This is a genomic window from Kitasatospora sp. NPDC101157 (assembly GCF_044768255.1).
Lineage (GTDB): Bacteria > Actinomycetota > Actinomycetes > Streptomycetales > Streptomycetaceae > Kitasatospora.
On record NZ_JBIWPL010000006.1, the window covers coordinates 327,064 to 349,841 of the forward strand.

The window sequence follows — 22,778 nt, forward strand, 5'->3', positions numbered from 1 at the left end:
CCTCTCGGCCGATGGCGGGGAGTATCAGAACACCGTCGCCCGCACTCTGGAACGCGGCCCCGCCGACAGCCCGCCGACGGGATGACCACGGTGGGGAATGCTGCGAAGGGCGGAGACTACTGCGTCCTGGCATCCTACTACCGCGCCCGGGAACCGCTGGTCGGACCACGGCACTCCCACCTGGCGCCCACCGTTTCCCCGCGAGCGACCAGGGTCGGCTAGGGTCGATGCCCTTGCTCGTGCCGGGACCCGCCCGTACCGCCGGGCCCGCCCCGGCGATCCGGACTCGGGACGTCCGGGGGCCGCCCCGTCAGCGAAGGAGTAGGACCGCGCGCATGGACAGGCTCGTCAACACCGTCCGCCCGTACGCCTGGGGGTCGCGCACGGCCCTGCCCGAGCTGCTGGGACAGGAGCCCACCGGTGAACCGCAGGCCGAGCTCTGGATGGGCGCCCACCCCGGCGACCCGTCCCGCGCCGACCGCGGCGAGGGCCTGCGACGGCTGGACGAACTGATCGCGGCCGACCCCGAGGGTGAACTCGGCGCGGCCAGCACGGCCCGCTTCGGCCCGAGCCTGCCGTTCCTGCTCAAGGTGCTCGCCGCGGGCCTGCCGCTGTCCATCCAGGCCCACCCCACGCTGGACCAGGCGCGGGCCGGCTTCGCCGCCGAGAACGCCCTCGGCCTCCCGCTGGACGCCCCCGAGCGCAGCTACCGCGACGACAACCACAAGCCCGAAATGGTCTGCGCGCTGGGCGAGTTCGAGGGCCTGTGCGGCTTCCGCCGGCCCGCCGGGGCGGCCGCGCTGATGGCCGCCCTCGCGGTGCCCGGTCTGCAGCCGCTGATCGAGCTGCTGTCGGTCGGGGACAGCGCTGACGACAAGGCCGAGGCCGAGGCGCTGCGCGACACCCTGTCGGCCGTGCTGACCATGGACGACGCGACCGCCGGACGGACCGTCCGGGAGACCGTCGCCGCGCTCGCCGGGACGGACCCGGACGGCGAGCACGCCCCGTACGCCCGGATCGCCGAGGACTTCCCGGACGACCGCGGCGTGATCGTCGCCATGCTGCTCAACCACGTCCGACTGCGGGCCGGCGAGGCGCTCTACCTGGGCGCCGGGGTGCCGCACGCCTACCTGTCCGGCGTCTGCGTGGAGCTCCAGGCCAACTCGGACAACGTGCTGCGGGCCGGACTCACCCCCAAGCACATCGACGTGCCGGAGCTGCTGAAGGTCGTGCTCTTCGAACCCGGCGCCCCCGAGGTGGTGCACCCGGTCCCGGTCGAGAGCACCCCCGGCGAGCAGCTCTACCCCGTCCCGATCGACGAGTTCCGGCTCTCCCGCTTCGAGCTGGACGGCGTCGAACGCGAGATAGACGGCCGCACCCCGCAGATCCTGCTCTGCACCGAGGGCACCGTCCGCCTCACCGCCGCCGACGGCGCCGTGCTCGACCTCGCCCGCGGCCAGTCCGCCTTCCTCCCGGCCACCGGCACCGCGACCCGCCTCGCCGGAACCCCCGGCACCCTCTTCCGCGCCACCGTCACCGTCTGACGGGCGTGGCGGTGACCGGGCCGGCCGGTCGCCGAACCCGGCACGAAATTCGGTTGATCGGGACGCCGGGTGGGGCTGGACTGTCGCGGGCGCCACGCACCGTGGGGCCGGTACCCAGGGGAGGCGGCGACAGCCATGGAGATCCGTTCCACGACCGATCGGGAGCGCGAGGTCTTCGTCGACACGCTCCACGCCGCGTTCGGGCGCTTCCCGGAGACCCCGGGCGAGGACGGCGGCGGGCTCTGGTGGTCGGCCACCGAGCTGGACCGCAGCCTGCTCGCCGTGACGGCCGACGGGCGACCGGTCGGCACCGCCGGCGCGTACTCCTTCGAGCTGACCCTGCCCGGTCAGGTCATCGTCCCGGTCTCCGGGGTGAGCAACGTCGGCGTCCTGCCCACGCACCGCCGCCAGGGCGTGCTCACCGCGATGATGCGGCACCAGCTCGCCGAGCTGCGGGCCCGCGGTGAGGTCCTCTCCGTGCTGCTGGCCTCCGAGGCCCTGATCTACGGCCGGTTCGGCTACGGCCCGGCGACGTACACCGGGCGGCTGACGGTGCCGCGCCACCGGGCCGCCCTCGCCACCCCGCGGGCCGGTGGCACGGACACCGGTTCGGTCGAGGTGCTCCGGCGTGCCCGCTGCGGCGAGCTCCTGGAGGAGCTCTACGACCGGTACCGCCGCACCCGGCCGGGTGCGCTGTCCCGGCCGCACCGCTGGTGGGCGCTGGGCGCGGGACAGCCCCCGGTCTCCTCGGCGCCGCGCTACATCGCCGTCCACCGGGACGCCGACGGCGTTCCGGACGGGTACGCCAGCTACGCGCTCGACGGGGACACCCTGACGGTCGACGAGACCATCGCCGTCGACGACGCCGTCTCCGCGGCGCTGGCCCGGTTCCTGCTCGGCCACGACCTGGTCGGTCAGGTCGTGTTCAAGCACTTCCCGGCCGAGCACCCGCTGCGCTGGCAGCTCGCGGACTTCGCCGCCGCCCAGGTGGGCAACAGCAGCGAATGGCTGTGGGTGCGCCTGCTGGACGTCCCGGGTGCCCTGACCGCACGCGGCTGGCTCACCGACGGCGAGCTCGTCCTCGACGTCGACGACCCGTTCCTCGGCGAGCGCGCCCGCCATCTGCTGACCGTCCGGGACGGCACGGCCGAGTGCGTCCCGACCGACCGGGAGCCCGACCTCTCGCTGGACGTCCGGGACCTCGGCTCGGTCTACCTCGGCGGCACCGCCCCGAGCACGCTCGTACGGGCCGGGCACATCCGGGCCCACCACCCGGAGGCGGCCGCCCTGGCCGACGCCCTGTTCCGCGCCGAGCGCACCCCGCACTGCCTGCACTGGTTCTGACCGGCGCGCACCGCGGTGGTCGCCCTCCGGGTGGCCACCGCGGCGGGATCAGTCCCTGGTCATGTCGACGAAGCGCGAGTAGTGGCCCTGGAACGCGACCGTGATGGTGGCGGTCGGACCGTTACGGTGCTTGGCGACGATCAGGTCGGCCTCGCCCGCGCGCGGGGACTCCTTCTCGTAGGCGTCCTCGCGGTGCAGCAGGATGACCATGTCGGCGTCCTGCTCGATCGAGCCGGACTCTCGCAGGTCGGAGACCATCGGCCGCTTGTCGGTGCGCTGTTCGGGACCACGGTTCAGCTGGGACAGCGCGATGACCGGGACTTCCAGCTCCTTGGCCAGCAGCTTCAGGTTTCGCGACATGTCCGAGACCTCCTGCTGGCGGTTCTCGGCCCGGCGGGAGCCGCCGGACTGCATCAGCTGGAGGTAGTCGATGACGATCAGCTTGATGTCGTTGCGCTGCTTGAGCCGGCGGCACTTGGCGCGGATCTCCATCATCGACAGGTTCGGCGAGTCGTCGATGAACAGCGGCGCCTCGCTGACGTCGGGCATCCGGCGGGCGACCCGCGTCCAGTCGTCGTCCGTCATGTTGCCGGAACGCATGTGGTGCAGGGCGACCCGGGCCTCGGCGGAGAGCAGGCGCATGGCGATCTCGTTGCGGCCCATTTCGAGCGAGAAGATCACGCTCGGCAGCTTGTGGTGGATCGAGCAGGCGCGGGCGAAGTCCAGCGCCAGGGTGGACTTACCCATGGCGGGGCGGGCCGCGATGACGATCATCTGACCGGGGTGCAGGCCGTTGGTGAGCTGGTCGAAGTCGGCGAAGCCGGTCGGCACGCCGGACATCTGGCCGTTGCGGGAGCCGATCGCCTCGATCTCGTCGAGGGCGCCCTCCATGATGTCGGCCAGCGGCGCGTAGTCCTCGTTGGTGCGCTGCTCGGTGACGGCGTAGATCTCCGCCTGGGCGGCGTTGACGATCTCGTCCACGTCGCCCTCGGCCGCGTAGCCCATGCCGGCGATCCTGGTGCCGGCCTCGACCAGGCGGCGCAGTACGGCGCGCTCGTGGACGATCTGGGCGTAGTACTCCGCGTTGGCCGCGGTCGGGACGGAGTTGACCAGGGTGTGCAGGTAGGGGGCGCCGCCGACGCGCTGCAGCTCACCGCGCTTGGTGAGCTCGCCGGCCACGGTGATCGGGTCGGCCGGCTCGCCGCGGGCGTACAGGTCGAGGATCGCGCCGTGGATCATCTCGTGCGCGGGCCGGTAGTAGTCGGCGGGCTTGAGCACCTCGACCACGTCGGCGATGGCGTCCTTGGACAGCAGCATGCCGCCCAGGACGGACTGTTCGGCGGCGAGGTCCTGCGGGGGGACGCGCTCGAAGCCGTCGACCCCGCCCTGGCCCTCGTCGCCCCGGCGGTCCCGGTCGTCCCGGCGGTCGCCCTTCTTGCCGCCGTTGAACCCGGCGCCGCCCTGGCGGAAGCCCTCGCCCCGGCCGCCGCCCTGACCGCCGCCGCCCTGGCCGTTGCCGCGGTTGTGGGAGACCGGGAGCCGGTCGCCGGGGCCGTCCGGGAAGGGGGCGTCGGCGAAGGCGCCGACCGGGAAGGGGTCCTCGGCGTTCTGCCAGTCCTCCTCCGGCGGCGGGGCGTCGTGGTCGTCGTACTGGGGGCCGGTCACGCGTGTTCCCCGATCAGCGAGTGGTGCGAAGTTGGAGCGGGCCTTGCCGGTGGCTGGGTGGAGCGGAGCCGCTCCTGTTGTACGCCACGGCACCGACAAATCGGACGCCGGGGCCGGTGGGAGTGTCGGGTGGACGGCCCACGCTAAGGCGCCGGACGCCCTCGCGCCAAGACGGTTATCCACAGGGGGTGTGGACGAGTGGCCCGGGGCTGTGGAGAACTGCCGCAAAGCTGTGGACACCCCTGTGGAAGCTCCTGTGGATAACCGGACGATCGATCCACCGTCAACCTGCTGACCTGCGATTACCCCTTCCCGGGCCTGTGCATGAGAAATTCTTCACACACAGCCGGACGGCTGTGGGCACGGGCCGGGCGGAGCGGGCCGTCCGTTCTTTCGAGTAATGACTGAACATGCTCTTGGCCCATTACCTGTGGATGAGTACCCTGGAGCGCATGCGCGCCGCCCTCTCCGAGCCCTCCAGACGCAGCCACGACCGCGAGATCCTCGCCCTGGCGGTGCCCGCCTTCGGCGCGCTGGTCGCCGAGCCGCTGTTCCTGATGGCCGACTCCGCGATCGTCGGCCACCTCGGCACCCCGCAGCTCGCCGGGGTCGGCGTCGCCTCCGCCGCCCTCACCACCGCGACCGGGGTCTTCGTCTTCCTCGCCTACGCCACCACCGCCGCGGTGGCCCGGCGGATCGGCGCCGGGGACCGCCGGGGCGCCGTCCAGCAGGGCGTCGACGGCCTCTGGCTCGCCCTGGGCCTGGCCGTCCCGGTGGTCCTGCTCACCCTGCTGCTGGCGCCCTGGGCCGCCGGGGTGCTGGGCGCCTCGCCGACCGCGGCCCCGTACGCCGTGACGTACCTGCGGATCAGCTCGCTGGGCATACCGGCGATGCTCCTGGTCCTGGCAGCCACCGGCGTGCTGCGCGGCCTCCAGGACACCCGCACGCCGCTGGTGGTGGCCGTCGCCGGCTTCACCGCCAACATCGGCCTGAACGCCGGCCTGGTGTACGGGGCCGGGCTCGGGGTGGCCGGCTCGGCCTGGGGCACCGTGCTGGCGCAGACCGGGATGGCCGCCGTCTACCTGGTCGTGGTGGTCCGCGGCGCCCGTCGGGAGCAGGCCTCGCTGCGGCCGGACCCGTCCGGCATCCGGGCCGGCGCCAGGGCGGGCGGCCCGCTGCTGGTCCGGACGGTCAGCCTCCGCGCGGTGCTGATGATCGCCACCGCGGTGGCCGCCCGGCTCGGCGACGACCAGGTGGCCGCGCACCAGATCACCATGACGCTGTTCAGCTTCCTGGCCTTCGCGCTGGACGCCATCGCGATCGCCGGGCAGGCCATCATCGGCCGCTACCTGGGTGCCTCGGACGTCCCGGAGGCCCGCGCGGCCACCCGGCGGATGGTCGAGTGGGGCATCGGCTCCGGGGTGGTGCTCGGCCTGCTGGTGGTGCTCACCCGTCCGCTGTACGTCCCGCTGTTCACGCCCGATCCGGTGGTCCAGGGGCAGTTGCACACCGCCCTGCTGCTGCTCGCGCTCAGCCAGCCGGTGGCCGGGCTGGTCTTCGTGCTGGACGGCGTGCTGATGGGCGCCGGGGACGGCCCGTACCTGGCCCGGGCGGCGCTCGCGACCCTGGCGGTGTTCACCCCGGCGGCCTTCGCGGTGCCGGCCACCGGCACCGGGCTGGCCGGGCTGTGGTGGGCGATGAACCTGTTCATGCTGGTCCGCGCGGTCTTCCTGGTCGCCCGCGCCCGCGGCGGCCGCTGGCTGGTCACCGGGGCCGTCCGGAGCTGAACCGCGCGGCCCGGGGAACGACCGGGCCCGGGCCCGGGAACGACCGAGGGCCGGACTCCTCGCGGAGTCCGGCCCTCAGGCCACTGCTACGGAACTCAGGCAGCCACGACGGCGACGTCGAGGTTGGCCACGACGTCCGAGTGCAGCTTGACCGAGACCTTGTGGGTGCCCACGGTCTTGATCGGCGAGGCGATCGCGACGGCGCGCTTGTCCACAGCCGGGCCGCCGGCGGCCTTGATGGCCTCGACGACGTCGGCCTGGGTCACCGAACCGAACAGGCGGCCGGCGTCGCCCGAGCGGACGGCCAGCTTGACCTGGACGCCTTCCAGCTTGCCCTTGACCTCGTTGGCGGCGTCGAGGGTCTGGATCTCGTGGATCTTGCGGGCGCGACGGATGGCGTCGACGTCCTTCTGACCACCCTTGGTCCAGCGGATGGCGTAGCCACGCGGGACCAGGTAGTTGCGGGCGTAGCCGTCCTTGACCTCGACGACCTCGCCGGCGGAGCCGAGACCCGGCACCTCGTGAGTGAGGATGATCTTCATTACTCGGTCACCCTCTCTTAGCGCGCGGTGCTGGTGTAGGGCAGCAGCGCCATCTCACGGCTGTTCTTCACGGCCGTGGCGACGTCACGCTGGTGCTGGGTGCAGTTGCCGGTGACCCGGCGGGCACGGATCTTGCCGCGGTCGGAGATGTACTTCCGCAGCAGGTTCGTGTCCTTGTAGTCAACGTAGTTGACCTTGTCCTTGCAGAAGACGCAAACCTTCTTCTTCGGCTTGCGAGCAGGCGGCTTCGCCATGGTGTGCTCCATTTGGGGTTCACGGCCCGACCGGCGTCCGGGGACGCCTGCGGCCGGGCCGCACGAAATCTGTCAGCTCTAGAACGGGGGCTCTTCCGAGTAGCCGCCGCCGGACGGGGCACCGCCCCAGCCGCCGCCGCCCTGGTTGCCACCACCGGACGGGGCGCTGGACGCCCACGGGTCGTCGGAGGGGCCGGACTGGCCGCCGCCGGAGTTTCCACCCCAGCCGCCGCCCTGCTGGCCGCCACCGCCGCCCCAACCGCCCTGGCCGCCGCCCTGCTGGCCGCCGAAGCCGCCACCGGGGCCGCCGGACCGGTTGGCCCGGGTGACCTTCGCGGTCGCCGAGCGCAGGCTCGGGCCGACCTCGTCGACCTCGACCTCGAAGACCGTCCGCTTCTCGCCTTCCTTGGTCTCGTAAGACCGCTGGCGCAGTCGGCCCTGCACGATGACGCGCATGCCTCGCTGCAGCGACTCGGCCACGTTCTCCGCCGGCTGACGCCAGACGTTGCACGTGAGGAAGAGGCTCTCGCCGTCCTTCCACTCGTTCGTCTGACGGTCGAAGGTGCGGGGGGTGGACGCGATGCGGAACTTCGCGACCGCCGCACCCGACGGGGTGAAGCGCAGCTCGGGGTCGTCGACGAGATTGCCGACGAGGGTGATGACGGTCTCGCCTGCCATGGTGGTGATGACCTCTCGGGAAGATGTCCGTTCACCGCTGTTTCACGTGAAACAGCGGTCGCGAGCTACCCGAGACCCGAAGGCCTCAGAGGTGGCTCAGTGGGTGTCCGGGCGCAGGACCTTGGTCCGCAGAACCGACTCGCTCAGGCCCAGCTGGCGGTCGAGCTCCTTGACGACCTCAGGCGTGGCCTTGAGGTCGATGACCGAGTAGATGCCCTCGGACTGCTTGTTGATCTCGTAAGCCAGACGGCGACGACCCCAGGTGTCGACCTTCTCGACCTTGCCGCCGCCGTTGCGGACGACGGCGAGGAAGGACTCGATCAGGGGGGAGACAGCGCGCTCCTCGACCGAGGGGTCGAGGATGACCATCAGCTCGTAGTGACGCATGAGTAACCCACCTCCTTTGGACTCAGCGGCCACGGTCTCTCCGTGGCAGGAGGGTTGTGCGTAGCGTCGGCACCGGTGGGGTGACGACTCCGGGCCACCGTAGCGGCCGGGTCGGACAGTCGGGCCCCGACCACCCGGAAGAGGGTGTCACCCGAAAGAGGGCGCAAGGGGGCACAACTACACCAGTGCAGACGGCACAGCCTACCCGCACCCGGACGGCCGAACAAAACGCATAGGGGTTGTGAGAAGGACCCAACCGCCGCAATCTGGACGAACGGGATTCCTGCCCGTTCGTCTCCACGCCAGGAGGTGGGACTCATGGCCCAGTCCGTCCACCGCATGCCCGCCCTCACGCTGAACACCGACGGCCACCCGCACCCCCGCGAGAACACCCTGGTGGCACTGACCGCCGTACTGGGCGTGATCGCCTTCACCACGTCGTTCTTCCACAACCTGCACCTGCTGACCTCGTGGACCGGCCTGGCCGGGATCGTCACGGGCCTGTGGGGCATGTTCGTCTCGGTGACCACCGCCGAACGCTTCGTCCTGATGATCACGCTCGGCGCCGCCGCGATCGGCTTCTACCTCGGTGTCGCCCGCGGCGGCCTCTGGGGCTGACCGCACCGCTCCAGGAACCCTCGGCGCCCCCGTCGCGTATCTGCAGAAGACAGCTACCCGACGGGGGCGCCGTCGTGCCCGCAGCGGCGGACGCCCGGGCCCCGGACGATAGGGTCAGCCCGAGAACCTGGGGCCACCGCAGCCCGACCGACGAGGAGCACCGAGCAATGAGCCTGCGCCTGAGGACGATCACCCGCGAGGAGCACCTCGCCTTCATCAGGAGCCGCGCCTCGGCCAGCCACATGCAGGTGCCGGCCTGGGGTGACGTGAAGGCCGAGTGGCGCTCCGAGTCGATCGGCTGGTTCGACGAGCACAACCAGCTGGTCGGCGCCGGCCTGGTGCTCTACCGCCAGCTGCCGAAGGTCAAGCGCTACCTCGCCTACCTGCCCGAGGGCCCGGTCATCGACTGGTTCGACCGCGACCTCGACCGCTGGCTCTCCCCGATGCTGGCGCACCTGAAGTCCCAGGGCGCCTTCTCGGTGAAGATGGGCCCGCCGGTGGTCATCCGCCGCTGGAACGCCGCCACCATCAAGGAGGCCATCGCCGCCAAGCAGGCCAAGCGGCTGCGCGACGTCGAGGCCGACTGGTACGAGGCGCGCGCCTTCGAGGTGGCCGACCGGCTGCGCAAGGCCGGCTGGCTGCAGGGCGAGGACGGCGGGGCCGGCTTCGGTGACGTCCAGCCGCGCTACGTGTACCAGGTGCCGCTGGCCAACCGCTCGCTGGACGACATCCAGAAGGGCTTCAACCAGCTCTGGCGCCGCAACATCAAGAAGGCCGAGAAGAGCGGCGTCGAGGTCGTCCAGGGCGGCTACGACGAGCTGCCGATCTTCCACCAGCTCTACCTGGTCACCGCCGAGCGCGACAAGTTCACCCCGCGCCCGCTGGCCTACTTCCAGCGCATGTGGAACGCCCTCAACTCCGAGGACCCGAACCGGATGCGGCTCTACATCGCCTACCACGAGGGCGAGCCGCTGGCCTCGACCACGATGCTGGTGGTCGGCGAGCACGTCTGGTACTCCTACGGCGCCTCGGCCAACCACAAGCGCGAGGTCAAGCCCTCCAACGCGATCCAGTGGCGGATGATGCGCGACGCCTACGCCCTCGGCGGCGGCGTGTACGACCTGCGCGGCATCAGCGACACCCTGGACGAGAACGACCACCTGTTCGGTCTGATCCAGTTCAAGGTCGGCACCGGCGGCCAGGCGGCCGAGTACCTCGGCGAGTGGGACTTCCCGCTCAACAAGCTGCTGCACAAGGCCCTCGACCTCTACATGTCCCGCCGCTGAGGAGGCTGACCCGATGACGCTGTCGCTCTACCTCGACACCGAACGCTGGCGCACCCACCAGCGCTCCGTCCTCGCCGAGTTCCCCGGCCTGGTGCCGGTCGCCAAGGGGAACGGCTACGGCCTGGGCAACCACCGGCTGGCCGAGGAGGCGACGCTGCTGGGCACCGGTGTGCTGGCCGTCGGCACCGCCTATGAGGCGGCCGACGCCGCCGAGTGGTACGGCGGCGAGCTGCTGGTGCTCACCCCCTACCGGGTCGGCGAGGAGGTGCTCCCGCTGCCGCACGCCCGGGTGATCCGGACGGTGGCCAGCGTGGACGCGCTGCGCGCACTGCACGGCGCCCGGGTGGTGCTGGAGTGCATGACCACCATGCGCCGGCACGGCGTGAGCGCGGCCGACCTGCGTACCGTCGCCGCCGAGCTGGACGGGGTCGCCTTCGAGGGCCTCGCGCTGCACCTGCCGATGGACCGCCCGGACGGCTCCAGCCCGGTCGAGGAGGTCATGTACTGGGTGGACACCGCGAAGGCGGCCGGCATCCCGGTGCACACCGTCTTCGTCAGCCACCTGGGCGCGGCCGGCATGGACCAGCTGGCCCAGCGCTACCCGGACACCGTCTTCCGGGCCCGGATCGGAACCCGGCTCTGGCTGGGCGACCACGGCGCCCTGGAGGTCCGGGCCACCGTGCTGGACGTCACCCCGGTGAAGAAGGGCGACCGCTACGGCTACCGCCAGCACCCGGCGCCCTCCGACGGCCACATCCTGGTGGTCGCCGGCGGCACCGCGCACGGCATCGGCCTGGAGGCGCCCAAGTACGTGGCGAGCATGGGCGCGCGTGCCAAGGGCATCGCCCGGGCCGGCCTGGCGACCGTCAACAAGACCAAGTCGCCGTTCCACTGGGCGGGCAAGCAGCTCTGGTTCGCGGAGCCGCCGCACATGCAGGTCTCGCTGCTGTTCCTGGACGGGGAGACCGCGCCCCCCGCGATCGGCGAGGAGCTGGGCCTCCAGGTCCGTCACACCACCACCCACTTCGACCGGGTGGTGGACCGCTAGGGTCCGTCCGGCAGGCCAGGGCCCCGCTCATCGCGCCCGGCTCGCGTCAGGACTGCTTCTCGTTCCCGGCCGGCTCCGACAGCCGTGGCTCCTCCAGCCACTGCTCGAAGGAGCCGGCCGGCGCGTATCCGGCGTAGCTCTCGTCCTCGTGGAGGTGCCGGGCGGTGCCGAGGGTGAACGCGTCGGGGGCCCCGTCGAGCACCCCGCCGGAGGGGTCGTCGCTGCCGTCCCGGCGGACCGGGTCGCGGTCCGGCTGGAGGGCGTCGCGGACCACCAGGACGACCAGGTAGAGCGTGCCGAGCAGGTGCAGCACGATCGCGAAGTGGTACCAGGGCTCGCCGATCCCGTGCTGCTTGGGCCCGGTCACGAAGCCCAGGTGGGACCAGATGCCGAGGGTGTACAGCACCTCGCAGGCCTGCCAGACCAGGATGTCCCGCCAGCGCGGCCGGGCCAGCGCCGCGAGCGGCAGCAGCCAGAGCGCGTACTGCGGCGAGTACACCTTGTTGACCAGCACGAACAGCGCGACCACCAGGAAGGCCAGCTGCGCGAACCGCGGCCGGCGGGGCGCCGAGAGGCCGAGCCACGCTATGGCCGCGCAGCCCAGCACCATCAGCACGCCGATGTAGAGGTCGAGGTCGGCCAGGCCCACCCCGCGGTTCTGCATCAGGATCAGCCAGAACGAGCCGTAGTCCTCGCCGCGGTGCTCGCTGAAGACGTAGAACGTCGACCAGCCCTGCCAGTTGGCCAGCATGATCGGCAGGTTGACCAGCAGCCAGGCGCCCACCGCGCCGCCGAGCGCCACCCGGAACTCGCGCCACTTCCCGGCCCGCCAGCAGAGCACCAGCAGCGGGCCGAGCAGCAACAGCGGGTAGAGCTTGGCCGCGGTGGCCAGGCCGATGAAGACGCCGGCCCAGCCCGGACGGGAGTGGGCCCACCAGGCCATCGCCACGGCGGCCAGGGCGACCGCGAGCAGGTCCCAGTTGACGGTGCCGTTGAGCAGCACGACCGGCGAGAGCGCGAACAGCATCGCGTCCCAGGGGCGGCGGCGGTGGGTGCGCGAGAGCGCGACCGCGGCGACCACCGCGCAGGCCATCAGCAGCCCGGCGTTGATCACCCAGAACCACTGCTCCTGGTCCTGCCCGGTGCCGCCGCCGGGCGTCAGCCAGGCCGCGACCTGCATGAACAGGCCGGTCAGCACCGGGTACTCCAGGTACTGCAGGTCCCCCGTGGTACCGGGGATGCGGTCCACGTACGGGTGCAGCCCGGCGGAGAAGCCGCGGCCGGAGAACAGGTGCGGGATGTCGCTGTAGCAGGCGTGGATGTACTGCGGGGATCCCGGCTGGAACCAGGCCTGTTCGTAGCAGGGCAGGTCGTGCACCATGCCGAGCGCCGAGACCACGATCACCACCAGTGCCAGGACGCGCACCGGGATCCACCAGGAGACGCCGAGCAGCGCCCGTCGGCCGGGCGGCCCGCCGAACACCTCGCTGCCGGCCGCCGCCACCCGGTCCTCGTCGGCCGGGACGACCACGGTGTCGGCCGGTGGCGCGGCCGTGGCGACGGCTGCCGGGGTGGGCCCTGCGGCGGCGCCGGGCCCGTGCGGGCCGGCGGTTTCGTCACGATCGCTCGACGTCATGCCGGACATCCTGCCGCACCGGATGCGGTGGGACGAGGATGACCCCGCGTGGTCCGGCGGTACGGGCGGGGCGCGGGCGGCGAATCGTGACGAAACGGCGGTGGCGGCCCTCCGAGGAGGACCGCCACCGCCGGGTCACCGTTTCACCGTCCCACCGCTTCACCGGCGGGACCGGACCGGGTCCGGGCCACTACCCGGCCGCTCCACCGCCCTGCGTCCCGCCGGCGGTGCTGCTCGGGCTCGGCTTGCCGCCGCCACCACCGGCGCCGCCACCACCGGTGCCACCGCCGGCTCCACCGCCGGTGGAGCCGGTCGGTGTCGTCGACGGGCAGCCGAAGATGAGGCCGCAGCTGGTGTCCGTCGGCTTCGGGGTGTGCCCGCCGCCGTGGGTCGGCGGCTGGGTCGGCTGGCAGTCCACGCCCGGCACGCAGTTCCCGCCCGGGCCGGGCTGGGTCGGCTGCTGGGTCGGCTGCTGGACCGGCGCCTGGGTCTGGGCCGGGGCCGACGGGGCCTCCGTCGCCGTCTGGGTGGCCGTCGCCGTGGCCGTGGACGGCGCGCCCGAGGAGTCCACCTCGGTGCCGACCGGCTGCGGGGTCGGGAAGTCCATCTTCTTCTCGTTGGCCAGCGCGGCCTTCATGTACCGGGTGAAGATGTCGGTGGGGATGTCACCACCGTGGATGGACTGCTTGCCGCCGGTGCCGTTGAGCGAGTCCCGGTTGTGCTTGCTCGGGTCCTCCCGCCACATCGCGACGCTGGTGACCAGCTGCGGGGTGTAGCCGACCCACCAGGCCGACTTGTTCTCGTCGGTGGTACCGGTCTTGCCGGCCACCGGGCGGCCCAGCGCGTTGGTCTTCGAGCCGGTACCGTTCTTGGCCACGTTCACCAGCACGTCGGTGACGTTGTCCGCGACGGCCGGCTCCAGCGCCACCTTGACGTCCTTCTTGCCGAAGCCCGGGCGCTCCTTGCCGTCCACCTCGACCTTGGTGACCGAGTAGGGCTCGGCCTCCTTGCCGCTGGCCGCCAGGGTGCCGTAGCCGGTGGCCATCCGGATCGGGCTGATGGTGGAGGTGCCGAGCGGGAAGGTCGCGGTCTTCGGGTCGGCCAGGCTCTCCCGCTTGATACCCATCTGCACGGCCATGTCGGCCACGGCCGGGCCGCCGACGTCCTGGTTGAGCTGGACGAAGGGCACGTTGTACGACCACTGCATGGCCTGCCGCAGCGAGACGTAGCCCCGCTTGCCGGAGTCCTCGTTCTTCTGCCGGTAGGGCTTGCCGTCGTCGCCGATCACCAGTGAGCCGTCCGGCTTGCGGATCTCGGACATGTCGTCGGCGAGGTAGCGGCTGTCGGCGTTGATCCGCTTCGGCTTGCCGTCGCTGTCCTTCGCGGTCTGCACGCCGACCTGCATCGCGGTGGCGAGCACGAAGGGCTTGAAGGTCGAGCCGACCTGGACGCCGCCCGCGTTGGCGTTGTTGTCGAAGTGGCCGTTCTCCACGCCGTCGCCGCCGTAGATGGCGACCATCGCGCCGTCGCCGGGTTTGATGCTGGCGGCGCCGAACTGGACGAAGGAGTCGTTGTTGGGACGCTTCTGCGGGTCGAGGTTCTCGGCCTTGACGTCGTCGACGGCCTTCTTCAGGGCGTCGACCTTGTCCTTCTCGAAGGTGGTGTAGATCTTCAGACCGCCCTTGTCGATCATCTGCTGGGTGATCGACTTGTCGGTGGCCATCACGTACTGGTTGACGGTGTCGACCAGGTAGCTGACCTCACCGTTCATGTTGGAGCTGCTCTTCGGCGGGATCGGCTCGGGGAAGGTGGTGCACTTCGCCCGCTCCTCCGGAGTGGTGTTGTGGGTGACCACCATCCGGTCCAGGATCCACTTCCAGCGCTCCACGGCGCGGTCGTGGTTGGCCGGCTTCGAGGGGTCGTAGTAGTTCGCGCCCTTCAGCAGACCGGCCAGCATGGCGCTCTGGCAGAGGTTCAGGTCCTTGGCGTTGACGCCGTAGTACGCCTGGGCGGCGGCCTGGGCACCGTTGGCGTTGCGGCCGAACCAGCTGGTGTTGAGGTAGCCCTTGAGGATGTCCTCCTTGCTCGTCGTCTGGTTGATCTTCAGCGTGATGAAGAACTCCTTCAGCTTGCGGCTGATGGTCTGTTCCTGGCTGAGGTAGGCGTTCTTGACGTACTGCTGGGTGATCGTCGAGGCGCCCTGGGTCTCGCCGCCCTTCGCCATGTTGTAGACGGCGCGCAGCATGCCCTTGGGGTCGATGCCGCTGTCGGTGCGGAAGGTCTCGTTCTCGGCCGAGATGACGGCGTTCTGCAGGTTGGGGCTGATGTCGCTGAGTTCGACGATCTGGCGGTTGGTGTCGCCCTTGCGGGTCATCTCCGTGCCGTCGGCCCAGTAGTAGATGGTGTTCTGCTCCTTCACCAGGTCCTTGAGCTGCGGGACCGTGGTGGTCTGGTAGAGGTAGAACACGGCGCCCACGCCCGTGGCGAAGAACAGCAGGAAGGCACTCAGCCACTGCTTCCAGGACGGCAGCCAGCGACGGACGCCGGTCTTGCCGAACCGCGGGTAGTCGATGAAGCGCTTCTTGCCCGGGCCGGCTGCGGCCGCGGCCGCGGAGGCGGAGGCGGCTCCGCCGCGGCGGCCGCCCCCCTTGCCCTTCTTCTGGGAGGCCTTGCGCATCTCGGCACGGGTCATCCGGGGCTGCTGGGCGGTCTCCCGGACGCCCGGCTGGCGTCGGCGGCCGAGCCCGTCCGAAGCCAGCTCGTCGGGTCCGGGACCACCCCGACGACCTCCGCCTCCCGGGGGCTGCTGCCCGTCACCGCCCGGGTTGGGCGTCCTTCGCCGTCGCTCGCTCATGTTCTCAGCCGCTCCTCGCCAGGCCTTGTCGGCCTGAAGGCAGGGTTCCTGTCCGATGCCCGGACCGCCCTAACCCCGGAGGTTGGTCCTCGTGCACACGCGACAGCGTACGCAGCGCTGAAATACAACTAATCGGGCATCAGGCGCCAATAACCGCAAAACGGCGACAGATCATTACATGCCCGTTGCCAACCCCACCCGCGCGTCGGCTTGTGATCACATTCACGCGTGCCCCCCTTGCCCGTTCCGGGGGTCGGGTTTACTGTTCTCGATATATCGAGCCGATACATCGAAGCGGTATACCGCCGGTGCAGCGGCCGGAGCGAAGGCCGAGAGGGAGGAGGACGACGGCAGTGGGCAGGCGCTCAGGAGTGCTGGAGTTCGCCGTTCTCGGTCTGCTCCACGACGCCCCGATGCACGGTTACGAGCTGCGCAAGCGGCTCAACATCCTGCTCGGAGCGCTGCGGGCACTCTCCTACGGAACGCTCTACCCGTGTCTGAAGAGCCTGGTCGCCCAGGGTTTCCTGGTCGAGGACAACCCGGACGTCGAGTACGTCCCGGCCACCGCGCTCAACGGCAAGCGGTCGAAGATCGTCTACCGGCTCTCCCCCGAGGGCAAGCAGCGCTTCGAGGAGCTGCTCGCCGACTCCGGTCCGGACGCCTGGGAGGACGAGCGCTTCGGCGTCCACTTCGCCTTCTTCGGCCAGACCGACCGGGCCGTCCGGATGCGCGTCCTGGAGGGTCGCCGCAGCCGGCTGGAGGAGCGCCTGGAGCGGATGCGCAGTTCGCTGGCCCGCGCCCGCGAACGGTTCGACGACTACACCGTCGAACTCCAGCGGCACGGCCTGGAGTCGGTGGAACGCGAGGTCCGGTGGCTCAACGAGCTGATCGAGACCGAGCGGGCCAACCGCACCGGCCGGACCGGGCCCGCGGCCGGCGCCCCCACCGGGAGCACCGGCACCGCCGTACCCCACACGACTTCGGACGGCCGTGGTCAGGAGACCGGGTCCCCCGACCCGTCCGGGCCACCGTACGACCGCCCGGGGCGCTCCGACCAGGAGCGCTGACACCGCGTCAGCCCTGTGCCGCGCGGCAGGAGTGGGCGCCTCGCGCCCGTACAAGCAGTCATTCGAAGAAGCAGGACGAGTGCCGTCGGCCCCGACGGCCCTCATGAGATCACAGGGAGCAACCGGAATGGGTTCGGTTCGCGTAGCCATCGTGGGCGTGGGCAACTGCGCCGCGTCGCTGGTGCAGGGTGTCGAGTACTACAAGGACGCCGACCCGGCCGGCAAGGTCCCCGGGCTGATGCACGTCCAGTTCGGTGACTACCACGTCCGTGACGTGGAGTTCGTCGCCGCCTTCGACGTCGACGCCAAGAAGGTCGGCTTCGACCTGGCCGACGCCATCGGCAACAGCGAGAACAACACCATCAAGATCTGCGACGTCCCGCCGACCGGTGTGACCGTCCAGCGCGGCCACACCCTCGACGGCCTGGGCAAGTACTACCGGGAGACCATCGAGGAGTCGGACGAGGCCCCGGTCGACGTCGTCCAGGTCCTCAAGGACAAGCAGGTCGACGTCCTGGTCTGCTACCTGCCCGTCGGCTCCGAGGACGCGGCCAAGTTCTACGCCCAGTGCGCCATCGACGCCAAGGTCGCCTTCGTGAACGCCCTGCCGGTGTTCATCGCGGGCACCAAGGAGTGGGCGGACAAGTTCACCGAGGCCGGCGTGCCGATCGTCGGTGACGACATCAAGTCCCAGGTCGGCGCCACCATCACGCACCGCGTGATGGCCAAGCTGTTCGAGGACCGCGGTGTCATCCTTGAGCGCACCATGCAGCTGAACGTCGGCGGCAACATGGACTTCAAGAACATGCTGGAGCGCGAGCGCCTGGAGTCCAAGAAGATCTCCAAGACCCAGGCCGTCACCTCGCAGATCCGCGACCGCGAGCTGGGCGCCAAGAACGTCCACATCGGTCCCTCGGACTACGTGGCCTGGCTGGACGACCGCAAGTGGGCCTACGTCCGCCTTGAGGGCCGCGCGTTCGGCGACGTGCCGCTGAACCTGGAGTACAAGCTGGAGGTCTGGGACTCCCCGAACTCCGCGGGTGTCATCATCGACGCCGTCCGCGCCGCGAAGATCGCCAAGGACCGCGGCATCGGTGGCCCGATCCTGTCGGCCTCCTCGTACTTCATGAAGTCCCCGCCGGTGCAGTACTTCGACGACGAGGCCAAGGAGAACGTCGAGAAGTTCATCCGCGGCGAGGTCGAGCGCTGAGCACCGGGCGCTGAGCGTCGAGCTGACCGCTCATAACGCGACCGAAGGGCTCACGATCAACTGATCGTGAGCCCTTCACGTTTCCGCAGCGAATGTTTCACGTGAAACGGCGACCGGTTCCATGGCACCCTGGGCGGGTGGCGATCACCGAGAACGGCAGCACCCACCAGTCCGCGCAACGCGCCACGCTCCCCGGTCTGCTCCGTGGCCGGGACTTCCGCCGACTGCTCACCGCCCGGGTGCTCTCGCAGCTCTCGGACGGCGTCTTCCAGGTCTCGCTCGCGGCCTACGTGGTCTTCTCCCCCGAGAAGCAGTCCTCCCCCGCCGACATCGCCTCGGTGCTGGCCGTGATGCTGCTGCCCTTCTCGGTGATCGGCCCGTTCGCCGGCGTGCTGCTGGACCGCTGGCGCCGGCGCCAGGTGCTCTACTTCGGCAACCTGGCCCGCTTCGGGCTGGGGCTGGGCACCGGGGCGCTGCTCCTGGTCGAGGCTCCGACCTGGTTGTTCTTCGCCTCGGCGCTGCTGGTCACCGCACTCAACCGGTTCATCCTGGCCGGGCTGTCGGCCGCGCTGCCGCGGGTGGTCGAGCAGGACACCCTGGTCACCGCCAACGCCCTCTCCCCCACCCTCGGGACGGTCGCGGCCGCCTCGGGCGGGGGCATCGGGTTCCTGCTGCACCAGGTGATGGCGCCCGGACCGAAGGCGGACGCCGCGCTGGTCACCGTCGCCTCGCTGCTGTACCTGTCCGCCGCGCTGGCCGCGCGCCGGATGGACCGCGACCTGCTCGGCCCCGAGCGGCACGGCGACCACCCCGCACTCGGCCAGGCGCTGAAGCGGGCCGCCGTCGAACTCGGCGCCGCCGTGCGCCACCTGGTGCGGGACCGCCGCCCCGCCGCCCACGCGCTGGCCGCCGTCACCGCGGCCCGGTTCTGCTACGGCGTGCTGATCGTGGTCGTGGTGATGCTCGCCCGGTACACCTTCAACGACCCGGCCGACAGCGCGGCCGGACTGGCCACCCTCGGCCAGGCGGTCGGCCTGTCGGCCGCGGGGTTCTTCATCGCCGCCGTGGTCAGCCCCTGGTGCACCCGCCGGCTCGGCCTGGCCGGCTGGATGACGGCCTGCCTGCTCGCCCCGGTGGTCTTCGTCCCCGCGCTGGGCCTGTTCTTCGCGCCGATCCCCTGCCTGGCCGCCGCCCTGCTGCTCGGAGTGGTCACCCAGGGCACCAAGATCTGCGCCGACACCGTGGTTCAGGAGTCGGTCGAGGACGAGTTCCGCGGTCGGGTCTTCGCCATCTACGACGTGCTGTTCAACGTCGCCTTCGTGGCCGCCGCCCTGGTCACCGCGCTGGTGCTGCCGCTGTCCGGCCGTTCGGTGACGGTGGTCGTCGGGGTGGCCGTGGTGTACGGGCTGACCGCGGTGCTCTACCTGCGGGCCGCCCGGCGGTCCGGACCGCTCCCCGGCGACGGCCACTGAAACCGGCCGGTCGCGGAATCGAAACCACCACGTACCGATGTCCCCTTGCGGGCTGGGAACCGATTGCGTCCGACCCAGTCGCTAAGGTACGTAAACCTGTCTGAACGACAGCACTCGGTCTCGGGGGACGAACTGATGAGCACACCGACCGGCCCGTACGGGCCGCCGTCACCCGCCGCGCCCGGGTACGGGCCGCCACCGCCCCCGTACGGCGGCCAACCGCCGTACGGGCAGCAGCCGCCCGCCCCGCTGCCGTACCCGAACCCGTACGCCCAGAACCCGTACGCCCAGAACCCGTACGCCCAGGCACCGCAGCCGCAGCCCCAGCCGCAGGCGCCGGCGCCGTACGGGCAGCAGCCGCCCGCCGGCCCGTACGGCCACCCCCAGCCCGCCCCGGCGGCCGCGACGCCCCCCGCCAAGCGCGGCGCCCGCTCCAAGCTGAGGATCGTCGGGCTGGTCGGAGGCTGCGGCGTGCTCGCGTCCCTCTACTTCCTGGCCGGCCCGAGCGTGAGCAGCGCCAAGCCCGGCGACTGCGTCCGGGTCACCGGATCGCGTGACGTCTCGATCGTCAACTGCACTGATCCCAAAGCCAATTACAAGGTGCTGACGAAGTTCACCGGCACCACCGACGTGACCCGCTGCCGGCAGACGCCGCAGACCACCAGTGCCGTCTCGGGCAAGAGCGGACGCCGCTGGAACAAGACGCGGTACGTGCTCTGCCTGGGCCCGCTGACCCCCACCACCGGCAGCTACCCGCCGGTGAAGAAGTCCTGACCCTTCCGCCACCATCCTGTTCCCGGGGGACCTCTTGTCCGCTCCGCCACCGCCCCAGATGCCCTACGGCCCGCCACCCGGTGACGGCAGCCCGTACGGCGCCCCGCCACCGCCGGGGTACGGCTACCCGGGCGCCCCGCCCCCGGAGCAGCCCTACGGCGCCCAGCCGCCCGGCTACGGCTACGGCTACCCGCCGCCGGCCCCGATGGACGGCGAGCACTGCCGCTTCTGCGGCGGCTTCCCGGCGGTGCGCGCGACCGTCCGCGGCCACCAGGGCCTGATAGTCGCGTTCCGGATGCTGCGGATGCACGGACCGTTCTGCCACACCTGCGGCACCGCCACCGTGCGCGACATGTCCGCCCGGACGCTCGTCCAGGGCTGGTGGAGCTGGGTGTCGCCGCTGCTGACGCTGATCACCCTGCTGATGAACCTCGGCGCCCACGGCCGGATCAAGCGGCTGCCGCCGCCGATGCCGGGCACCCACGGCCCCCAGCTCGACCCCGGCGCCCCGCTGACCAGCCGCCCGCACCTGGCGATGCTGCTGGTGCCGGTCTCCCTGCTGAGCGTCGGGATCCTGGCCGCCACCGGCGTGCTGGGCCCGAAGAGCGACCCCGCGGTCGCCTCGCCGACGCCGGTCGACACGGTCACCTTCGCCCCGTCGCCGCGGCCCACCTTCAGCTACACCCCGCCGCCCCCGCTGCCGTCCTTCACCATGCCGAGCATCACCCTGCCGCCGATCGCCACCCCGACCGACCCGAGCAACGCGGTGGACGACGCCAAGACCGGCGACTGCCTGCGCAACGACGGGACCAGCGCCGACCACCCGAAGATCACCCTGCTGCCCTGCACCGACACCAAGGCGCAGTACAAGGTGGTCTACAAGTACTTCGCCACCTCCGACGAGACGGTCTGCAAGAAGCAGCCCAAGTCGGACAGCACGTACACCCGCACCTACTCGGACTGGCCGGCGCTGGACTACGTGCTCTGCCTCAAGCACCTCTGATTCCGCGCACGGACGAGGGGCGGCACCCGCACGGGGCCGCCCCTCGTTCCGTCACCGCCGTCGCGGTCAGCCCTGCTGCTGCCCGTCCCACCAGGCGCGCAGCGCGGCGACCGCCTCGTCGGGCTCCATCGGGCCGTGTTCCAGCCGCAGTTCGAGCATGTGCTTGTACGCCTTGCCGACCTGCGGGCCGGGCTTCAGCCCGAGCAGCTCCATGATCTGGTTGCCGTCCAGCGCCGGGCGGACGGAGTCCAGCTCCTCCTGCGCCTTCAGCTCGGCGATCCGCTGCTCCAGGCCGTCGTAGGTGCGCGAGAGGGCGGCCGCCTTCTTCTTGTTGCGGGTGGTGCAGTCGGAGCGGGTGAGCTTGTGCAGGCGCTCCAGCAGCGGCCCGGCGTCGGTGACGTAGCGGCGCACCGCGGAGTCGGTCCACTCGCCGCCGCCGTAGCCGTGGAAGCGCAGGTGCAGCTCGACCAGGCGCGAGACGTCCTCGGTGAGCTCCTTGGAGTACTTGAGCTCGCGCATCCGCTTGCGGGTCATCTTGGCGCCGACCACCTCGTGGTGGTGGAAGGAGACCCGGCCGTCCGACTCGAAGCGGCGGGTGCGCGGCTTGCCGATGTCGTGCAGCAGCGCGGCGAGGCGCAGGGTGAGGTCCGGGCCGTCCTGCTCCAGGTCGATGGCCTGCTCCAGGACGGTCAGCGAGTGCTCGTAGACGTCCTTGTGCCGGTGGTGCTCGTCGCGCTCCAGCTTCAGCGCGGGCAGTTCCGGCAGCACGTGCCCGGCCAGGCCGGTGTCGACCAGCAGCCGCAGGCCCTTCACCGGGTGGTCGGCCAGCAGCAGCTTGTTCAGCTCGGCCTGCACCCGCTCGGCCGAGACGATGGTGATCCGCTCGGCCATCGCGGTCATCGCGGCGACCACCTCGGGCGCCGGGTCGAAGTCCAGCTGGGCGGCGAAGCGGGCGGCCCGCATCATCCGCAGCGGGTCGTCGGAGAAGGACTCCTCGGGGGTGGCGGGGGTGCGCAGCACCCGGGCCTCCAGGTCCTCCAGGCCGTGGTGCGGGTCGACGAAGCCGCGGCCGGGCAGGTCGACGGCCATCGCGTTGACCGTGAAGTCCCGGCGGACCAGGTCCTGCTCGATGGTGTCGCCGTAGGTCACCTCGGGCTTGCGGGAGGTGCGGTCGTACGCCTCGGAGCGGTAGGTGGTGATCTCGATCAGGAAGGAGCCCTCGGGGGTGTCCTTGCGGGCGCCGACGGTGCCGAAGGCGATGCCGACGTCCCAGACCGCGTCCGCCCAGCCCTTGACCAGCTTGAGCACCTGCTGCGGGCGGGCGTCGGTCGTGAAGTCCAGGTCGTTGCCGAGCCGGCCGAGCAGCGCGTCCCGCACCGAACCGCCGACCAGGGCCAGCCGGTGACCGGCCGCCTGGAACCGGCGGGCGATCTCGTCGGCCACCGGAGACACCCGCAGCAGCTCTTGCAGCCCGAGGGCCTGGGCCTCGCTCAGGCCTGGGACGACCTGGGCGGCGGTGCTGGGACGATCGGTACGCGCGGTGGGCTCATTGGCAGTGGACACGGCTCACAAGAGTACGTGCCCCGGAAGGTCAACCGCCCGCGCGTTT

19 protein-coding genes are annotated in these 22,778 nt (G+C 71.3%); 11 read left to right on the top strand and 8 right to left on the bottom strand.

Annotation, left to right across the window (positions count from 1 at the left end; translation table 11 throughout):
- The first annotated feature begins 335 nt into the window (after positions 1–335).
- A complete protein-coding gene (gene manA, locus ACIRVF_RS16600) occupies positions 336–1,544 on the top strand; it encodes a mannose-6-phosphate isomerase, class I (RefSeq protein ID WP_402817401.1) in 1,209 nt (402 codons plus the stop codon).
- Between the two features lie 135 nt (positions 1,545–1,679).
- Positions 1,680–2,888, top strand: a complete 1,209-nt coding sequence (locus ACIRVF_RS16605; RefSeq protein ID WP_402817403.1) for a GNAT family N-acetyltransferase — start codon at positions 1,680–1,682, stop codon at positions 2,886–2,888.
- A 48-nt stretch (positions 2,889–2,936) separates the two neighbouring features.
- On the opposite strand, the gene dnaB is transcribed toward ACIRVF_RS16605, so the two are convergent.
- Entirely contained in the window at positions 2,937–4,553 is a 1,617-nt protein-coding gene (gene dnaB / locus ACIRVF_RS16610; protein ID WP_402817405.1) for a replicative DNA helicase, read from the bottom strand.
- A gap of 452 nt (positions 4,554–5,005) precedes the next feature.
- Here dnaB and ACIRVF_RS16615 point away from each other — a divergent pair, with 452 nt between their 5' ends.
- On the top strand, positions 5,006–6,340 hold the full coding sequence (locus ACIRVF_RS16615; protein ID WP_402817526.1) for an MATE family efflux transporter: 1,335 nt from the start codon (positions 5,006–5,008) through the stop codon (positions 6,338–6,340).
- Positions 6,341–6,435: 95 nt separating this feature from the next.
- Here ACIRVF_RS16615 and rplI read toward each other — a convergent pair whose 3' ends face one another.
- The 4 genes from rplI to rpsF form a co-directional block, all read right to left on the bottom strand.
- Positions 6,436–6,882, bottom strand: a complete 447-nt coding sequence (gene rplI / locus ACIRVF_RS16620; protein ID WP_402817407.1) for a 50S ribosomal protein L9 — start codon at positions 6,880–6,882, stop codon at positions 6,436–6,438.
- A gap of 17 nt (positions 6,883–6,899) precedes the next feature.
- Positions 6,900–7,136, bottom strand: a complete 237-nt coding sequence (gene rpsR, locus ACIRVF_RS16625) for a 30S ribosomal protein S18 (RefSeq protein ID WP_030059640.1) — start codon at positions 7,134–7,136, stop codon at positions 6,900–6,902.
- A 78-nt stretch (positions 7,137–7,214) separates the two neighbouring features.
- Entirely contained in the window at positions 7,215–7,814 is a 600-nt protein-coding gene (locus ACIRVF_RS16630; RefSeq protein WP_402817409.1) for a single-stranded DNA-binding protein, read from the bottom strand.
- 96 nt (positions 7,815–7,910) lie between these two features.
- The gene (gene rpsF, locus ACIRVF_RS16635) at positions 7,911–8,201 is read right to left on the bottom strand and encodes a 30S ribosomal protein S6 (RefSeq protein WP_030278276.1); all 291 of its coding nucleotides are present in this window, start codon (positions 8,199–8,201) and stop codon (positions 7,911–7,913) included.
- A 318-nt stretch (positions 8,202–8,519) separates the two neighbouring features.
- Here rpsF and ACIRVF_RS16640 point away from each other — a divergent pair, with 318 nt between their 5' ends.
- The 3 genes from ACIRVF_RS16640 to ACIRVF_RS16650 all read left to right on the top strand — a co-directional run bounded on the left by ACIRVF_RS16640 (position 8,520) and on the right by ACIRVF_RS16650 (position 11,153).
- The gene (locus ACIRVF_RS16640) at positions 8,520–8,819 is read left to right on the top strand and encodes a hypothetical protein (RefSeq protein WP_207812085.1); all 300 of its coding nucleotides are present in this window, start codon (positions 8,520–8,522) and stop codon (positions 8,817–8,819) included.
- A 167-nt stretch (positions 8,820–8,986) separates the two neighbouring features.
- Positions 8,987–10,105, top strand: coding sequence for a lipid II:glycine glycyltransferase FemX (locus tag ACIRVF_RS16645; RefSeq protein ID WP_396237907.1), 1,119 nt, complete (start codon positions 8,987–8,989; stop codon positions 10,103–10,105).
- A gap of 13 nt (positions 10,106–10,118) precedes the next feature.
- Positions 10,119–11,153, top strand: coding sequence for an alanine racemase (locus ACIRVF_RS16650; RefSeq protein WP_402817412.1), 1,035 nt, complete (start codon positions 10,119–10,121; stop codon positions 11,151–11,153).
- Positions 11,154–11,199: 46 nt separating this feature from the next.
- Here the strand turns inward: ACIRVF_RS16650 and ACIRVF_RS16655 are convergent, their stop codons facing one another.
- Together ACIRVF_RS16655 and ACIRVF_RS16660 are read right to left on the bottom strand one after the other, a co-directional pair.
- On the bottom strand, positions 11,200–12,789 hold the full coding sequence (locus ACIRVF_RS16655; RefSeq protein ID WP_402817414.1) for a glycosyltransferase family 87 protein: 1,590 nt from the start codon (positions 12,787–12,789) through the stop codon (positions 11,200–11,202).
- Between the two features lie 190 nt (positions 12,790–12,979).
- Positions 12,980–15,481 (bottom strand): transglycosylase domain-containing protein, encoded by a 2,502-nt coding sequence (locus ACIRVF_RS16660; protein WP_402817416.1) that lies wholly within the window; start codon positions 15,479–15,481, stop codon positions 12,980–12,982.
- Positions 15,482–15,996: 515 nt separating this feature from the next.
- Between ACIRVF_RS16660 and ACIRVF_RS16665 the strand changes: the two genes are divergently transcribed.
- From ACIRVF_RS16665 to ACIRVF_RS16685, 5 genes are all read left to right on the top strand, one after another.
- Positions 15,997–16,710 carry a PadR family transcriptional regulator gene (locus tag ACIRVF_RS16665; protein ID WP_402817418.1) on the top strand — a complete coding sequence of 238 codons (714 nt, stop codon included), beginning with the start codon at positions 15,997–15,999 and terminating at the stop codon, positions 16,708–16,710.
- Positions 16,711–16,837: 127 nt separating this feature from the next.
- On the top strand, positions 16,838–17,920 hold the full coding sequence (locus ACIRVF_RS16670; RefSeq protein WP_030278269.1) for an inositol-3-phosphate synthase: 1,083 nt from the start codon (positions 16,838–16,840) through the stop codon (positions 17,918–17,920).
- A 137-nt stretch (positions 17,921–18,057) separates the two neighbouring features.
- Positions 18,058–19,392 carry an MFS transporter gene (locus ACIRVF_RS16675; RefSeq protein WP_402817420.1) on the top strand — a complete coding sequence of 445 codons (1,335 nt, stop codon included), beginning with the start codon at positions 18,058–18,060 and terminating at the stop codon, positions 19,390–19,392.
- Between the two features lie 135 nt (positions 19,393–19,527).
- A complete protein-coding gene (locus tag ACIRVF_RS16680; RefSeq protein ID WP_402817422.1) occupies positions 19,528–20,166 on the top strand; it encodes a hypothetical protein in 639 nt (212 codons plus the stop codon).
- 34 nt (positions 20,167–20,200) lie between these two features.
- Positions 20,201–21,169, top strand: coding sequence for a hypothetical protein (locus ACIRVF_RS16685; protein WP_402817424.1), 969 nt, complete (start codon positions 20,201–20,203; stop codon positions 21,167–21,169).
- A gap of 66 nt (positions 21,170–21,235) precedes the next feature.
- On the opposite strand, the gene ACIRVF_RS16690 is transcribed toward ACIRVF_RS16685, so the two are convergent.
- Positions 21,236–22,732, bottom strand: a complete 1,497-nt coding sequence (locus ACIRVF_RS16690) for a CCA tRNA nucleotidyltransferase (protein ID WP_402817426.1) — start codon at positions 22,730–22,732, stop codon at positions 21,236–21,238.
- Positions 22,733–22,778: the final 46 nt, after the last annotated feature.

Coding starts and splice junctions, on each gene's coding strand:
- ACIRVF_RS16605 (WP_402817403.1), top strand. CDS start 1,680: ATGGAGATCCGTTCCACGACCGATCGGGAGCGCGAGGTCTTCGTCGAC.
- ACIRVF_RS16670 (WP_030278269.1), top strand. CDS start 16,838: ATGGGTTCGGTTCGCGTAGCCATCGTGGGCGTGGGCAACTGCGCCGCG.
- manA (WP_402817401.1), top strand. CDS start 336: ATGGACAGGCTCGTCAACACCGTCCGCCCGTACGCCTGGGGGTCGCGC.
- ACIRVF_RS16650 (WP_402817412.1), top strand. CDS start 10,119: ATGACGCTGTCGCTCTACCTCGACACCGAACGCTGGCGCACCCACCAG.
- ACIRVF_RS16655 (WP_402817414.1), bottom strand. CDS start 12,789: ATGACGTCGAGCGATCGTGACGAAACCGCCGGCCCGCACGGGCCCGGC.
- ACIRVF_RS16645 (WP_396237907.1), top strand. CDS start 8,987: ATGAGCCTGCGCCTGAGGACGATCACCCGCGAGGAGCACCTCGCCTTC.
- ACIRVF_RS16630 (WP_402817409.1), bottom strand. CDS start 7,814: ATGGCAGGCGAGACCGTCATCACCCTCGTCGGCAATCTCGTCGACGAC.
- ACIRVF_RS16615 (WP_402817526.1), top strand. CDS start 5,006: ATGCGCGCCGCCCTCTCCGAGCCCTCCAGACGCAGCCACGACCGCGAG.
- rpsR (WP_030059640.1), bottom strand. CDS start 7,136: ATGGCGAAGCCGCCTGCTCGCAAGCCGAAGAAGAAGGTTTGCGTCTTC.
- rplI (WP_402817407.1), bottom strand. CDS start 6,882: ATGAAGATCATCCTCACTCACGAGGTGCCGGGTCTCGGCTCCGCCGGC.
- ACIRVF_RS16660 (WP_402817416.1), bottom strand. CDS start 15,481: ATGACCCGTGCCGAGATGCGCAAGGCCTCCCAGAAGAAGGGCAAGGGG.
- rpsF (WP_030278276.1), bottom strand. CDS start 8,201: ATGCGTCACTACGAGCTGATGGTCATCCTCGACCCCTCGGTCGAGGAG.
- ACIRVF_RS16640 (WP_207812085.1), top strand. CDS start 8,520: ATGGCCCAGTCCGTCCACCGCATGCCCGCCCTCACGCTGAACACCGAC.
- ACIRVF_RS16680 (WP_402817422.1), top strand. CDS start 19,528: ATGAGCACACCGACCGGCCCGTACGGGCCGCCGTCACCCGCCGCGCCC.